Origin of the sequence: Rhabdothermincola sp. (genome assembly GCF_036846205.1) — a bacterium.
Classification (GTDB): domain Bacteria; phylum Actinomycetota; class Acidimicrobiia; order Acidimicrobiales; family Acidimicrobilacustridaceae; genus Rhabdothermincola.
The window spans coordinates 1-12,910 of sequence record NZ_DAIUCK010000093.1 but is presented as its reverse complement, the minus strand read 5'-3'; the positions used below and the strand labels follow the sequence as shown (position 1 = coordinate 12,910).

The 12,910-nt window shown below is 73.2% G+C and carries 10 protein-coding genes; 7 read left to right on the top strand and 3 right to left on the bottom strand.

The window, feature by feature from the left end; genetic code table 11:
• Together V7004_RS12645 and V7004_RS12640 are read left to right on the top strand one after the other, a co-directional pair.
• Positions 1 to 347 (top strand): DUF4870 domain-containing protein (locus V7004_RS12645; protein ID WP_334144397.1); only part of this gene is annotated, 347 nt, incomplete at its 5' end.
• Between the two features lie 92 nt (positions 348 to 439).
• A complete protein-coding gene (locus V7004_RS12640) occupies positions 440 to 3,760 on the top strand; it encodes an FtsK/SpoIIIE domain-containing protein (protein ID WP_334144396.1) in 3,321 nt (1,106 codons plus the stop codon).
• Here the strand turns inward: V7004_RS12640 and V7004_RS12635 are convergent.
• Positions 3,730 to 5,043, bottom strand: coding sequence for a phenylacetate--CoA ligase family protein (locus V7004_RS12635; RefSeq protein ID WP_334144395.1), 1,314 nt, complete (start codon positions 5,041 to 5,043; stop codon positions 3,730 to 3,732). The two genes, V7004_RS12640 and V7004_RS12635, sit on opposite strands and share 31 nt — an antisense overlap.
• A gap of 82 nt (positions 5,044 to 5,125) precedes the next feature.
• Here V7004_RS12635 and V7004_RS12630 point away from each other — a divergent pair, with 82 nt between their 5' ends.
• The gene (locus tag V7004_RS12630) at positions 5,126 to 6,451 is read left to right on the top strand and encodes a xylulokinase (RefSeq protein ID WP_334144394.1); all 1,326 of its coding nucleotides are present in this window, start codon (positions 5,126 to 5,128) and stop codon (positions 6,449 to 6,451) included.
• A gap of 66 nt (positions 6,452 to 6,517) precedes the next feature.
• Here V7004_RS12630 and V7004_RS12625 read toward each other — a convergent pair whose 3' ends face one another.
• Complete coding sequence (locus V7004_RS12625; RefSeq protein WP_334144392.1) at positions 6,518 to 7,447, bottom strand: alpha/beta fold hydrolase; 930 nt, start codon at positions 7,445 to 7,447, stop codon at positions 6,518 to 6,520.
• The gene (locus tag V7004_RS12620) at positions 7,444 to 8,580 is read right to left on the bottom strand and encodes an amidohydrolase family protein (RefSeq protein WP_334144391.1); all 1,137 of its coding nucleotides are present in this window, start codon (positions 8,578 to 8,580) and stop codon (positions 7,444 to 7,446) included. The genes V7004_RS12625 and V7004_RS12620 overlap by 4 nt, the downstream gene beginning before the upstream one ends.
• Before the next feature lie 57 nt (positions 8,581 to 8,637).
• Here V7004_RS12620 and V7004_RS12615 point away from each other — a divergent pair, with 57 nt between their 5' ends.
• The 4 genes from V7004_RS12615 to V7004_RS12600 form a co-directional block, all read left to right on the top strand.
• Entirely contained in the window at positions 8,638 to 10,794 is a 2,157-nt protein-coding gene (locus tag V7004_RS12615; protein ID WP_334144389.1) for an acyl-CoA dehydrogenase, read from the top strand.
• A gap of 167 nt (positions 10,795 to 10,961) precedes the next feature.
• Positions 10,962 to 11,324: a carboxymuconolactone decarboxylase family protein gene (locus tag V7004_RS12610; protein WP_334144387.1), complete on the top strand. Its 363-nt coding sequence runs from the start codon at positions 10,962 to 10,964 to the stop codon at positions 11,322 to 11,324.
• Positions 11,325 to 11,340: 16 nt separating this feature from the next.
• Positions 11,341 to 11,775 carry a Zn-ribbon domain-containing OB-fold protein gene (locus tag V7004_RS12605; RefSeq protein ID WP_334144386.1) on the top strand — a complete coding sequence of 145 codons (435 nt, stop codon included), beginning with the start codon at positions 11,341 to 11,343 and terminating at the stop codon, positions 11,773 to 11,775.
• A gap of 1 nt (position 11,776) precedes the next feature.
• Positions 11,777 to 12,910, top strand: a 1,134-nt coding sequence (locus V7004_RS12600) for a thiolase family protein (protein ID WP_334144384.1), incomplete at its 3' end; no start/stop codon positions are given.

Here is a 12,910-nt window from a genome sequence, read left to right as displayed (position 1 = left end):
CCCCTGCCCCCGGCTCCGGCGGCGACCCCAAGACCCTCGCCATGCTGTCGCACCTGCTGGCGATCTTCGCCGGGTTCCTGGCCCCGCTGGTGATCTACCTGGTCAACGGCGAGCGGGATCCGTTCGTCCGGCACCACTCGGCCGAGTCGCTCAACTTCCAGATCACGCTGTTCATCGCCTACGTGGTCTGCTTCGTGCTCATGTTCGTGCTCATCGGCTTCGTGCTGTTCTTCGTGGTGTGGATCGCCTCCCTGGTGTTCATGATCCAAGCGACGATCGCCGCCAACCGGGGGGAGTGGTACCGGTACCCCATCAACATCCGGATGGTTCCGGGCGCCATCGGCTGACCGGCGCGATCGGCTGAACCGGTCCGCCAATCACTCAGCTCGGCCATCGGATCTGCCGATATCGGCTCCGTGCAGTATCGGACAGGGTCCGAATGACCCACGCGCTCACCAACCTGCCCGACCCTGACACCGCCGACGCGAAGCTCCCCCCGCTCCCCAAACGGGTGGGGGACGAGCCCGGTGCGCTCGACGCCGACCCGCTGGCGGTGGTGGACGAGCTGCTCGAGCGGACCTCGCACCTGCTCGACACCCTCCACGCGGACGTGGCCGGCCTCGAGCGGGACCAGGCCGAGGAGCAGCAACGCATCGAGGCCCGCTGGCGGGCCCAGCAGGCCGCGGTCGAGCAGGGCACGCAGCGCCTGGCCGAGCTGTATCGCGACGCCCGGGACCTCGCAGCCCGGAAGGGCAAGCCCGACGTGCTCGAGACCGCGTTGTCCCGCCCGGCCACCCTCGGCACCGAGGACCGGGATCGCCCCGACGGCTTCGACCGCCTGATCGCTCGCCTCGAGGAGGAGCTGCGCCTGGCCCGGGGGATCACCGGGACCATCCGGTTGCCCGAGATCGGGGTGCTGCTCAACGCCGCGGCCGCCCGGCTGGAGCTCATGGAGCAGGAGGCCGAGCGCACCCGGCAACGGTTGATCTCCGAGACCGAGAACGAGCTGGTGGCCGAAGGCACCGAGGCCCGGGCCAGCTTCGAGATCGGCACCATGATCCTGCAGCGGGACCTCGACCGCCTGGCCCAGGCCCTGCCGGTGCCGGGCGCCCCGTGGGACGACCCCCGGTGGGCCTCGCTCACCCCCACCGAGGCACCCCAACCGTGGATCCGGCTCGGTGCGCTGGTCCACGAGGAACTGCCCGACACCACCATCCCCTGGCTCGGGTCGCTACGCGACGGGCTGGGCCTGCTGGTGGAGACCGGCACCCGGCGGGCCGACGCCGTGGCCGGGGTGCAGGGCATCCTCACCCGGGTGCTCGCCGCGGTGCCGCCGGGCGGAGTCCGCCTGGCGCTCGCCGACCCCAAAGGCCTCGGGGACACCTTCGCCCCTTTCCTGGCCCTGGCCGAGTTCGACCCGGCGCTGGTCTGCGGCGGCGTGCGGGTCACCCCCGAGGAGATCGAGGAATGCCTGGAGGAGCTCACCCGCCACGTCGAGCACGTCATCGCCACCCACCTGCAGGGCCGCTACCCGAGCATCACCGACGCCCATCTCGACCTCGGTGAGGTGATCGAGCCCTACCGTCTGCTGGTGATTGCCGACTACCCCACCGGCCTGACCGAGCGGGCCCTGGAGCTGCTCGGGCCGCTCGCCGAGAACGGGCCACGGTGCGGGGTCCACACCATCGTCCTGCGGGACCCCGCGGTACGGGCCCGGAGCCGCCAGGCCGCCCTGCCCGGGCTGCGCACCTGCCGCCACGACGCCGGCGGCTTCACGGTCGACACCCACCGCACCGGCGCTTGGCGGTTCCGCTTCGAGCCCTGCCCACCGTCCGGCGGTGACGGGCCCGCAGCCGGGGTCGGCGAGCGGGTGGTCACCCTGGTGGGCGAGCACGCCCGGCGCCGGGCGCACACCCCGCTCGGTCACGCCGAGGTGTTCGCCATGGTCGAGCACGCCCGCCAGCGGGCGGCCCGCGACGACCTGCCGCAGGTGCGCCGGTCCGTCGACCCGGCGGACCCGTCGAGCTGGTGGTGCGCGGACGCCCGGCTCGGGGTGTCGATCCCTCTGGGGCAGATGGCCGGCCGCCGGCCGGCCACCCTGTGGCTCGACTCGGCCGGCGCGCCCGGGGCGCTCGTCGTCGGTGGTGCGGGCAAGGAGCTGGACCACGCACTCGACACCATCCTCACCGCGCTCACCGTGCTGTACGAGCCCGCCGAGGTGGAGCTGGTCCTCGCCGACCTCTCCCACTCGCTCGACCTGGAGGCCTACGGGGAGGCGAGGCTGCCGCACGCCCGGCTGGTGGCCACCGAGGCGGACCCTGAGCTGGGGCTGGCCGCCTTCGAGCTGGTGGAAGCCGAGCTCGACCTGCGAGACACCCTGCTCCGGGCCGCCGGGTTGGAGCGAGGGGATCTGGAGGCGTTCCGGGCCGCCACCGGCGGGCCGCTGTCCCGCTTGCTGCTGGTCGTGGCCGGGGCCAGCCGGCTGTTCGCCGGCTCGGCCCGCATCGCTCGTGACGCCCGGCGGATCCTGAACCGGTTGGTGGTGGAGGGCCCGGCGCTCGGGTTGCACGTGGTGGCCCTGGAGCGGGTGGTCGACTCGCTCGAGCCCATCGCCTGGGTGCCCGATGCGCTCGGCACCTCCCTGGTGCTCGCGGACGCCGCCGCCCTCGCGACCCCGAGCGCCGGTGAGGACCTGGCCGCGGCGATCCGCTCCATCGGCACGGGAGAAGCGCTGCTGCTCCGGCCTGGCTCGACCGAGCCCACCCGGTTGCGGATGAGCCGGGTCAGTCCCCGGGAGCGGCTGCTGCAGCTGCGCGACCTCGACGAGTTGGCCACTGAGCGGGGATCGGCCCGGCGGCCCGAGGTGGTCTCCAGCACCGCGCCGGCGGTGTTGGAATCCAGCGCGCTCGACCAGCTCCGCAGCGCGGGCACCGAGCGCGCCGCGGGCCCTGGCAGCGCCGGCGGCGCTGGTGGCACTGGCGGCGAGCGCAGTCCCGGCGATGCCGAGCTGTCCGTGTGGGTGGGCGCGCCCGTCACCCTGGGCGGGCCGGTCGAGGTGACGCTCCGGCGGGAGCCCGGCGCCAACCTGCTGGTGGTGACCGCCGAGGAGCAGGCCGGCCACGGGATGCTGGCTGCGGCGCTGCTGTCCGCCGCCGCGGTCCACGGGCATCAGCTCGAGGTCCGGGCGATCGACTGCCTCCCCCTGGAATCGGGCTTCGGGGAGTTGCTCGCCGCGCTCGGGGCCCTGGCCCGGGTGCAGGTGTCCCGCTCGCGTGAGCTCGACGCCGCCATCGAGCGAGCGGCCCGCGAGGTCGTGCGGCGCAAGCAGGGCCGCTCCACCGGGGAGCCACCGGTGCTGGTGGTGCTCAACGGGGTGGACCTGGCTCGTGACCTCGATCCGGACGGCGGGGAGGTGACCGCGTTGCTCGAGGCCCTGGTCTCGGCCGGCCCGCCCTGGGGGGTGCACACCATCATCCGGGCCAGCTCGGCCGCCGCGGTCGCCGATCGCCTCGCGCCTGGTGTCCAGCGCCGGTTCACGTTGCGGGCCGTGGGTCCCATGCCCGCGGAGGACGCCGTCAGCCTGGTCGACAGCCCAGCCGCGGCCACCCTTGCACCCACCCAGGCCCTGCTGTACGACGAGGCCGCGGGCCGGGTGGTGCGCTTCCGTCCCTTCCAGGTGCCCTCACCGGCCTGGATCCGCGCCCTGGGGGCCGGTGCCGCGCCCGCCGGTCAGCGCTCGACCAACCGGACCGCCTTGTAGCCGGAGCGGGCGAGGGACTCGCGAGGCAGCACCTCCACCCTGGCCTCGACCCCGAGGCGCTCCCGGATCGCCGCCTCGCACCGGGTGGCCACCTCGGCCGGTTCGCCCTGGTCGAGCTCGACCCGCACCTGCAGCGCGGCGTCGGGGTCGGTGGGCTTGACCACCACGTACTCGAGCGACGGAACGGTCACCTCGCGCACCGACCGCAGCGCCCGCTCCACCTCGCTGACCTGGAAGTAGTGGCCCTGGCAGTCGAGGAAGTCCTTGAACCGCCCGCCCCAGAACCCCCGGACGGTGGTCTCGCCACACGGGCAGGGATCGCGCACGATCGCCGCCGCCTCCTCCAGGTCGTAGCGCAGCAGCCCGTTGTCCCGGTCGAGGGTGGTGACCACCAGGTTGCCCCACTCCCCGTCGGGCACGTCGCGGCCGGTCTTGGGATCGATGGCCTGGACGATGGCCCAGTCCTCGTGGATGTGGCCGCCCGGTGCCTCGCCGCACGGACCCGACGAGTAGGCGTAGCACTCGAGGCCGGCGGTCATCATCGGCATGCCCTTGTCGCCCATGCCCCGGAACTGGAACGAGGGCAGGCCGACGTCGGTGGCCAGGTCGAGGCCCATCTTCGCCGCCACCTCCTGGAACCGGCCCAGGCTGAACGCCACCATCGACACGTCGGGGCGGACCCGCTGCCACATGCGGATGCCCTGCTCGGCCAGCTCGTCGGTGTCGGGCGGCGCGACCCACAGGTTCAGCGCCCCGAAGTACTCGAGGCTGCCCGAGAGCATCACCCCACCCCCATAGAGGTACGCGGGGTGGGCGTGGGTGACGATCTGGCCGGGTCGCCAGCCGTTGCGCCACCACACCCGGGCTGCGGACTCGTATTCGATCCAGATGTCCTTGCGGGTGAACAGGGCGATCGTCGGGGTGCCGGTGGTGCCGGTGCTCTGGCCCAGGCGCACGCACTCCCGGGGATCGGTGAAGCGGTAATCGCCGAACGGGGGGTGCGCGGCCTCCGCGTCGCGCAGGTCCTGCTTGACGGTGGTGGGGATGAGGTTGACGTCGGTGACGCTGGTGAGGTCCGCGCCGGACTCGATCCCCGCCTCCCGCAGCTTGCGGGCGAACAGCGGTACGGGGATGGTGAGCGCCCGGTCCACGAGGGTGCGCAGCCGCTCGAGCTGCAACGCCTCGAGCTGCTCCCGAGACATGGTCTGCATCTCGGGGTCCCAGAACTTCTGGTCGGGGTCGCGGGGGAGCGGGCCGAGCACGCCCGGCTGGTAGGTCGGCACGGGTGGGTAGCGTACCCTCGAACCTGACATCATCGTCAGGAAACCGCGGAGCGGGACCTGCACGCCGGAGGAGGGGTGGGCGATGACGGTCACCGTGGGACTCGACATCGGCACCACCTCGGTCAAGGCGGTGGCGGTCGACGACGACGGCAGCGTGCTGGCCCGGGCTCGGGTGGTCCACCAGGTTCGGTCCCCCGAGCCGGACCGCTTCGAGCACGACGCCGACCGGGCCTGGCGGCGCAACGTCCGAGCCGCCTATCGGGAGGTGAGCGCGGGCCTCGACGTGGCCGCGGTGAACGTCGCCGCCTTCGTCCCTTCGCTGTGCGCCGTCGACCGCCGGGGCCGGGCCCTCACCCCGGGTCTGCTCTACGGCGACGTGCGGGGCGGGCCGGTCACCGGCAAGAGCCCGGCCGAGAGCGGGGAGCTGCTCCAGTTCCTTCGCTGGTGCGCGCGGCAGGCGCCGCAGGCTCACGGCTACTGGCCGGCGCAGGCGGTGGCGAACCACGCCCTGTGCGGCATCGGGGCCATCGACGCGGTGGTGGCCATCACCACCCACCCCCTCTACGACTACACCGCGTGGGACCCGGCCGTGGCGGCCGAGGCCGGTGCGTCGGTCCAGCAGCTCCCCCGGGTGGTGGCGGGGAACGAGGCCATCGGCTCGGTCGGTGGCGCGCTGGTCGGCCCCGGGACCGTCGACGCCCTCGCCGAGCAGCTCGTCGCCGGCGCCGACCACGACGGAGACGTGTTGGTCATCCTCGGCACCACCCTCATCACCTGGGCGGTGCTGCCCGACTGGCGCGAGGTGCCGGGCCTGTGGTCCGTGCCCCACACCGCGCCCGGCAAGACCCTCGTCGGTGGACCGTCGAACGCCGGTGGGCTGTTCCTCGACTGGGCCGACCGGCTGTTGGTCCGCAGCCGCGAACCGGCACAGCACCCGGAGCGGGTCCCCGTCTGGCTGCCCTACGTGCGGGGTGAGCGCACCCCGCTGCACGACCCGTCGCGGCGGGCCTCCCTGCACGACCTGGACCTCACCCATGGCCCGGCCGAGCTCCGGCGGGCCGCGTTCGAGGCGTCGGGGTTCGTGGTCCGCCACCACCTGGAGCTCGCCGGGGCAAGAGCCCGGCGCATCGTGGCCACCGGTGGTGGCACCCGGGTTGGGTTGTGGGTGCAATCGCTGGCCGATTGCACCGGCCTGCCGGTCGACGTCGTGGCGGTGCCCGAGGGTGGTGCGCTCGGGGCCGCGTTCCTGGCCCGGGTGACGGCCGGGGTCGAGGAGTCCGCCGCCGGAGCCGGCCGGTGGGCACGGGTGGCCCGGCGGGTCGAGCCCCACCGGGCCTGGACCGAGGCGGCTGATCGTCGCTACCGGCGCTTCGTCGAGCTGACGGAGGCGGGCCGTGCCGGCGGGTGACCGTGCCGACGGGTGGTGAGCTCGCCGGCGGGAGAGCTCGCCGGGACCGGCGGGCCCGGCCGACTGTCAGGTCGCGGGGGTGTGGCCCTCGTGGTGCCCCTCGTGGAAGGCGGCCAGGATGCGGGCCAGTTCCAGGGGCCGGTCACCTTGCACGCTGTGGCCGGCATCCTCGACCACGATCACGTCGGTGCCGGGCTTGCGGCGCTGCAGCTCGGCCACGTCGTCGTCGTCGACCACGCTGGACAGCCCACCCTGCACCAGCAGCAGCGGGCAGCTCAGCGCGGACACGGCGTCCCAGAGGTCGGCGAAGCGATGCTCGAGGTCGTCGAGGCGCTCGCCGGTGGGCAGGTCGTAGCGCCACACCCAGGTCCCGTCCTCGCGTTCGCGGGCGTTGTGCAGCACCCCCCGACGCAGTGACGAGCGGGAACGGGTGGGGTTGAACGCCATCGTGCGTTCGAGGATCTCGTCGAAAGACGCGAACACCTCGGGCCCGTCGAGGAACGACAGGATGGGTTCGGCTTTCTGCGCGTTCACCCCGGGCGTGATGTCCACCAGCGCCAGCCGCTCGGCCAGCTCGCCCCGCTCGGCCAACGCGGCGAGGGCCGTGAGGCCGCCGAGCGACATCCCGGCCAGGGTCGTCGCCTCCGGCGCGAGGTGCTCGATGGCGAACGCCACGTCCTCGGCCATCTCCTGTGGCCGGTAGCGCTTGTCGGGTCGCCAGTCGGAGTGCCCGTGTCCGGGCAGGTCGATGGCCACCAGAGGACGGTCGAGGGCCAGGGCCACCGTGTCCCAGGTGTGCGCGTTCTGCCCGCCGCCGTGCAGCAGCACCAGCTCGGCGGCGCCCTCCCCCCACGCCAGTGCGCTGATGGTGTGCCCCGACGGGGCGCGCACGGCCGATCGGCTGACCCTGGGCGGTCGGGTGGGATCGAACGGGAGCCCGGCCTCGGCGGCGTTCTCGTGCAGCAGCCCGAACTCGTCGTAGCTCCCGGCGCTCACGTGGCCGAGCCTCCGCGCCCCCCGTGGGATGCGTCGGCTGCCACCGCCGCAGCGACTTCATCGGCCAACCCGTACAGCCGGGCGGCGTTGCCGCCGAGCACCTTGGCGGTCACCTCCGGCCCGAGCGGGGCCGCCATGGCCCGGCACGCCTCGACGGTGCCGGGGAAGTCCGAATCCCAGTGCGGGTAGTCCGACGCGTACACCCAGGCGTCGGCACCCAGCCGCTCCACGCACACCTCGAGCAGCGGTTCCTCGGCTTCGAAGGAGAAGAACAGCTGGCCCCGTTCCAGGTGGTCGCGGGGGTCGCCGGTCATCGTCGGCAGGAGCTCGGGTCGCTTCTCCTTGTGCTCGTGCATCCGGTGGAGGAAGTAGGGCACCCAGCCGATGCCCGACTCCATGAACCCCACCCGCAGCCCTGGTAGCCGGTCGAGCACCCCGCCCATGGCCAGCGCGGTGAGGGCCACCATCTGATCGACCGGGAACGACAGGCAGTGGACCTGCGCGTAGTTGGCGAACCGGCCGGCCGCGGGCAGCGGCACGTTCATGCCCGGCGCGGAGTGGATCGTGACGGCCACGTCCTCGCCGGCCGCCGCTTCGAAGAACGGCAGCAGCGCCGGATCGTCGAGGTTCGCCTCGCCGAGCACCGGCGGGATGGTCACCGCCACCGCCCCCTTGCCCCGGGCCCGTCGCAGCTCGTCGATCGCACGAGGCACGTCCTGGAGCGGGACCACGGCCACCGCCTTGAGCCGCTCGGGCGCCCGCCCGCACACCTCGTCGATCAACCAGTCGTTGTAGGCCCGGGCGACGTCCTGGGCGAAGCCGGGGTCCCGGTAGGTCGACAGCCCGATCATCAGCCCCCCGAAGAGGACCTGCACGTCGATGCCTTCCTGGTCCATGTCCGCCAGGCGCCGGTCGAGGTCCGCGGCCCCCCCGGCGCAGGCCGGGGAGGTCGCGGAGTCGATCGGCACGCCGCAGCCGGGGCCTTCCTGGACGGGGAAGAGCTTGCCGTCGATCTGGGCCACCCAGTGCCCACCGGAGCGCCCGGCCGACAGCCACCCCGGGTGGGCGGCTTCCAGCTCGGTCCAGGCCAGCGGGTCCTCGTTGACGTGCGCGTCCGCGTCGATCACCGTCACGTGCGGCCTCCCGTCAGCGATGTGACACGATTGTCAGGTTCGGAGGTTAGCTGGACCATGGCGATCCGTCTCGGGAGCATCGGGATCATCGACGAGCACCTGGCGCTGCACGATGCGGTGCGCCGCTGGGTACACGCCCACTGCGACCCCTCGGTCCCGAGGGCCACCCTCGACGCGTCAGCCGAGACCATGCCCCCGTTCTGGGACGACCTGGCCGCGCAAGGATGGCTGGGCCTGCACGTCCCCGAGGCGTTCGGGGGCGAGGGCTACGGGCTGGTCGAGCTGGCCGTGGTGCTTGAGGAGCTGGGGCGGGCGTGTGCACCGGGCCCGGTGCTGCCCACGGTGCTCGCCTCTGCCGCGCTGGTGCTCGCCGGCGACCGGGCCCAGCAGGAGCGGTGGCTGCCCGGCCTGGCCGACGGTTCACTCGTCGGGGCGGTGGGGTTCTCGCCGGGCGCACCCGTGCTGGGCGCCGCGCTGGCCGACGTGCTGGTGCTGCCGTCCCCGAACGGCGACGGGTGGGCGGTGGTCGAGCGGTCTGTGGTCACGGTGACCCCGCGACCGAGCCTGGACGCCACCCGACGGGTGGCCACGGTCGAGGCCGACCCGGCGCTCTTCCAGGCCCCCGAGCACCGGCTGGCGAGCGGGCCCGGCTGCATCGCCATCGGCGAGCTGGCCGCGACGCTGGTGGCCGCGGAGGCCGTGGGTGGCGCGGCGTGGTGCGTGGACACGGCGGCGAGCTATGCCAAGGAGCGGGTCCAGTTCGGTCGGCCGATCGGCCAGTTCCAAGCGGTGAAGCACCGCTGCGCCGACATGCTGCTGCGCACCGAGCTGGCCCGGGCCGCGGCCTGGGACGCCGCCGTGGCCTGCGATGCGGCCCGTGACCTGGCGGCGCGCTCGAGCGACCCGGCCGCCCGCGAAGAGGCCGCCATGGCCGCCGCGGTCGCCGCCGCACTGGTGCCCGACGCGTTCTTCACGGCGGCGAAGGATTGCATCCAGGTCCTCGGCGGCATCGGCTACACGTGGGAGCACGACGCCCACCTCTACCTCAAGCGGGCGACCGCGATGCGCCAGCTCCTGCCCGGCTCGGCCGCACGCTGCGGTGAGCTGGCCCTCGCCGGCACCCGGCGCACGCTGCGAGCCGAGCTCCCGCCCGAGGCGGACGACATCCGGGCCGAGGTGCGGGCCTTCCTCGACGAGCTGCGCACGCATGAGAAGCCGGAGTGGAACCGTCGCATCGCCGATGCCGGCTACCTCGTCCCCTACTGGCCCCGCCCCTGGGGCCGGGACGCCGGGCCGGTCGAGCAGCTCGTGATCGACGAGGAGTTCGCCGCGGCCCAGGTGCGCCGGCCGCACCTGCAGGTCGGCGCCTGGGTGTTGCCCACCCTCATCGCCCACGGGACCCCCGAGCAGCAGGAGCGTTGGATCCGACCGACCCTGTACGGGGAGATCCTGTGGTGTCAGATGTTCAGCGAGCCCGGCGCGGGCAGCGACCTGGCGTCGCTCACCACCCGGGCCGAGCGGGTCGAGGGTGGCTGGCTGCTCACCGGGCAGAAGGTCTGGACGACCATGGCCCATCTCGCCCACTGGGGCATCTGCCTGGCCCGAACCAACCCGCGGGTCGACAAGCACGAGGGCATCACCTGCTTCATGGTCGACATGTCCTCCCCGGGCCTCGACATCCGCCCGCTGCGCGAGCTGACGGGCCAGGCCCTGTTCAACGAGGTGTTCCTGGACGAGGTCTTCGTCCCCGACGACTGCGTCGTGGGAGGGGTCGACAACGGTTGGCAGGCGGCGCGCACCACGCTGGCGAACGAACGGGTGTCGATGGGGAGCGGGTCGTCGTTCGGACCCGGCGTGGAGGCGGTGCTGGCCATGAAGGGTGCAGCGGAGCACCTGGGGGAGGTGGGTGCCCTGGTGGCCGAGGGGGAGGCGATCGCGGTGCTCGGCCTGCGCTCGACGCTGCGCGCCCTCAGCGGCGCCGAGCCCGGGCCGGAGTCCAGTCTGCGCAAGCTGCTCGGGGTGGAGCACGAGCAACGGGTGCAGGAGGTGGGCCTGGCGCTGCTCGGCCCGGAGGGTGCGATCGACGAAGGGGAGGCCGCGGTGTGGATCGCCGGGTTCCTCGGCAACCGGGCGCTGTCCATCGCCGGGGGTACCAGTGACGTGCAGCGCAACATCATCGCCGAGCGCCTCCTCGGCCTCCCCCGGGACCCCTGAACATGTCGAGGGCCACGAGACTCCTCACCCTTCCGTTCTGGTTGCCGTCCTGGCTGCCGTTCTGGCAGGTCAAACGCGTGCTGTGGCACGCGTTTGACAGGCCGGTTGGGATGTCGGTGGGAGTGGGCGTGGCTCGCCGGGCAGGGTGGGCCGAATAGGGTGGCAGCGTGACCGAGCAGGCGTTCTCCTTCTCCTACGAGCAGCCACTGCACGAGGTGTTCCCCGCCCTCCACGAGGCCCAGAGCGCCTGGCTGGCCGAGATCGAATCGCTCAAGGCGCTCGACCGCAAGACCCACGAGCTGGTGCGCATGGTCTGCAGCGTCATCCTCCGCAACCCCGGCGGGGTGCACCGCCACGCCAGGCTGGCAGCCGAGGTCGGGGCCAGCTGGGACGAGATCGCCGCCGCGATCGTGCTCACCGAGCCGGGGTTCGGCATCCTGCCCGCGGTCGAGGCGCTGCCGGAGGCCCGATCCGGGTTCGAGGAAGGGCTGCGCGCCGTGGCGTCCGAGCTCGACGACGCAGACGGCTGACCGGAGCAGACCACCGATGGCCGACGGCAAGCCGTTCCGGGTGCTCCCCCGGGTCACCGACCAGAACGAGCACTTCTGGCGCGGCGGCCGGGAGGGGGAGCTGCGCTTCCTGCGCTGCCAGCGATGCGGGTACTGGATCCACCCGCCCGCACCGGTGTGCCCCGAGTGCCTCTCCAAGGAGGTGGCCCCGGAGGCCACCTCCGGCCGGGCGGTGGTCCACACCTTCACGGTCAACGAGCAGCCCTGGATCCCCACCCTCGACCCCCCCTACGTGGTGGCCATCGTCGAGCTGCCCGAGCAGGAGGGGCTGCGGCTGACCACCAACATCGTCAACTGCGACCCCTACGAGGTGAGCATCGGCATGGAGGTGCGGGTGACCTTCGAGGAGTACGACGACGTGTGGCTGCCGTTCTTCGAGCCTGTCGACAGCCCCGGTGGCGAGGGTCGCTGAGATGGGCCCGGATCTGCTGGAGCGGCGGGCGGTCATCAGCGGCATCGGCCAGAGCCAGGTGGGCCGGCGCCTCTACCGCGACCCGCTCGACCTGACGATCGACGCCGCTCTCGAGGCCATCGCCGACGCGGGCCTCGAGCCCGGCGACATCGACGGCATCGCCACCTACCCCGGCAACCAGGACGTCCCGCCCGGTTTCTCGGGCGTCGGGGTGGTGGAGGTGCAGGACGCGCTGCGCCTGGAGCTCGACTGGTTCGCCGGTGGGCTCGAGTCCCCCGGGCAGCTCGGCTCGGTCATCAACGCCATCGCCGCCGTGGCCACCGGGCTCGCCGACCACGTGCTGTGCTTCCGCACCGTGTGGGAGGCCAGCGCCCAGGGTGACAAGGGCCGCTCGTCGGTGACCATGGGCGGAGGCGGTACTGGCGCCAGCTACCGGGCCAGCGGCTTCATGCAGTGGACGCTGCCGTTCGGGGCGCCCTCGGCCGCGAACTGGATCGCGATGATGGCCCAGCGGCACTTCCACGAGTTCGGCACCACCCGCGAGCAGCTCGCCCAGATCGCGCTCAACGGCCGGCGCAACGCGGCCCGCAACCCGAAGGCCATCTACCGCGACCCCATGACCCTCGACGACTACCTCGAGGTGCGGATGATCTCCACCCCCCTGTGCCTGTACGACTGCGACGTGCCCGCGGACGGCAGCACCGCGGTGATCGTCTCCCGGGCCGACGCCGCGGCCGACCTCGCACACCCGCCGGCGAGGATCGAAGCGGTGGGCTCGGCCATCCACGGCCGCCCGTCCTGGGACCAGTGGGACGACCTCACCACCATGGCCCTGCGCGACGCGGCGGCGATGCTGTGGTCACGCACCGACCTCACCCCGGCGGACGTCGACGTGGCCGAGCTGTACGACGGGTTCAGCTTCATCACCTTGTGCTGGTTGGAGGCGCTGGGATTCTGTGGCCACGGCGAGGGAGGCCCGTTCATCGAGGGTGGCGAGCGCATCGCGCTCGACGGGGAGATCCCGCTCAACACCCATGGCGGCCAGCTCTCGGCCGGGCGGCTCCACGGCTACGGGTTCCTCCACGAAGCGTGTGTCCAGCTGTGGGATCGGGGCGGGGAGCGGCAGGTGGCGGGC

What these genes read in the sequence shown, in the direction of transcription:
- V7004_RS12605 (WP_334144386.1), top strand. Translation starts at nt 11,341, where the DNA reads ATGGCCGACGGCAAGCCGTTCCGGGTGCTCCCCCGGGTCACCGACCAG.
- V7004_RS12615 (WP_334144389.1), top strand. Translation starts at nt 8,638, where the DNA reads ATGGCGATCCGTCTCGGGAGCATCGGGATCATCGACGAGCACCTGGCG.
- V7004_RS12630 (WP_334144394.1), top strand. Translation starts at nt 5,126, where the DNA reads ATGACGGTCACCGTGGGACTCGACATCGGCACCACCTCGGTCAAGGCG.
- V7004_RS12640 (WP_334144396.1), top strand. Translation starts at nt 440, where the DNA reads ATGACCCACGCGCTCACCAACCTGCCCGACCCTGACACCGCCGACGCG.